This is a genomic window from Bowmanella yangjiangensis, assembly GCF_017255015.1.
Taxonomy (GTDB): domain Bacteria; phylum Pseudomonadota; class Gammaproteobacteria; order Enterobacterales; family Alteromonadaceae; genus Bowmanella; species Bowmanella yangjiangensis.
Window position 1 is genome coordinate 1 of record NZ_JAFKCS010000187.1, and the last position, 1,552, is coordinate 1,552.

Genomic DNA, 1,552 nt, shown 5'->3' on the forward strand with positions numbered 1-1,552 from the left:
GTGCGCAGCAGCCCCCGGATCAGGCACGGTACGCGCGCAGGAAGGTATCCACCGCCGCCGCCACCGCCTGCCTGAAGTCAACGACGGCCGGTTGCGCGCCACACAGCAGCGGGTCCTTGATGCCCGCCTCGAGCAACCCCTTCAGGTGCAGGGCCGCCAGGTCCGGGTCGGCGTCGCGAAGAACCTGCTGCGCCATGAAGCGAGCCAGGTAGGCACTGATGGCGATTTCCGCACGGCGCGGACCATTGTCGAAGAGCGCCTTGTACAGCTCGGGATTTCCGTTCTCCACGATGGTGCAGCGGGTGACTGCCAGGCACTCCGGGGAGGTGATGATGTCGACGTAGGCCTCGCCGAAGCGCTGCAACGACTCAGCGACGTCTGCACTGCCGTCATCCAGGATGCCCAGCAGCGCATCGCATTGTGCCTCGACCGACTCGAGCATCACCGCCGCGAACAGCTCTTCCTTGGATTTGAAGTAGCTGTAGAGAGTCGCCTTGGAGCCACCGACCTTGTTCGAGATCATCGCCATGCTGGTGCGCTCGTAGCCGATCTCCTGGAAGATTTCCCGCGACGCGTCGATTATCGACTGGCGCCGCTCGTTGGTTTTCACCCTCATTACCACCTCACCTTCAAACTGCTGAGCCTGCGCGAGCATCGGGACTCATGCTTCCCCCTTGACGCATCGCTGCCTGGTGACAGGTACCTGCGCTGCAAGGCACCCACCGTCTTTTCTGAACCGAACTGTACATTCTTATTGACGGCCCAGGCCAGCCTCTATATTAATACCGTACAGTTCATTTATAGGAGGCACTCATGAGCCGCCACAGCCCTTCGCATCCCCTGACCACGGCATGCGGATCGATAGTCCTGACGGTCGGGCTGACCATGCTGCCCGGTTGCGAGAGCATTCCTGATCTGGGCCCCGAGCCCTCGCCGGCGAACGCATCGGCCTTCGACTCGAACGCAAGCCTGCCCGACGCCGCTGGCGCGTGGCCCGTGGAAGGCTGGTGGAAACGCTTCGATGACGCTCAGTTGAATGCCCTGATTGCGGAGGGACTGGCGGGATCACCCGATATTGCCGTCGCCGCTGCACGAGTGCGGGCGGCGGACGCGCTGGCACAACAGGTCGGGGCCACACTGCTGCCCAGTGTCGGGGCAGAGGCCAGCGCCGGAGGCGTGCAGCAGAGCGAGAACATGTCGCCTCAGCCGCAGTTCGTGCCCAATGGCATCGACGATGTTGGCCAGGTGAATGCGACCTTCAGTTTCGATATCGATCTGTGGGGACGCAACCGCGCCGCACTTGCCGCAGCAACGTCCGAAGCTGAGGCGACGCGCATCGATGCGGCACAGGCTCGGCTGATGCTGAGCACCGAAATAGCCTCCGCCTATGCGGATCTCGCCGCCTATCACAATGCGCTGGACGTCGCGAACAGGGCCGTCCAGGTGCGCACCGCCAGCGCGACCCTGACCAGGGACCGCGTGCGCACCGGGCTCGAAAACCGGGCCTCGGAGAAACAGGCTGAAAGCCGCGAAGCCTCTGCGCATGCGGACG

Annotated in this window: 2 protein-coding genes; one reads left to right on the top strand and one right to left on the bottom strand. The window is 63.8% G+C overall.

What is annotated here, in order from left to right; translation table 11 throughout:
• Positions 1–19: 19 nt before the first annotated feature.
• Positions 20–655: a TetR/AcrR family transcriptional regulator gene (locus J0A65_RS23175; protein ID WP_206596655.1), complete on the bottom strand. Its 636-nt coding sequence runs from the start codon at positions 653–655 to the stop codon at positions 20–22.
• Between the two features lie 158 nt (positions 656–813).
• Here J0A65_RS23175 and J0A65_RS23180 point away from each other — a divergent pair.
• Positions 814–1,552: TolC family protein (locus J0A65_RS23180; protein ID WP_206596656.1), on the top strand; the 739-nt coding region annotated here is incomplete at its 3' end.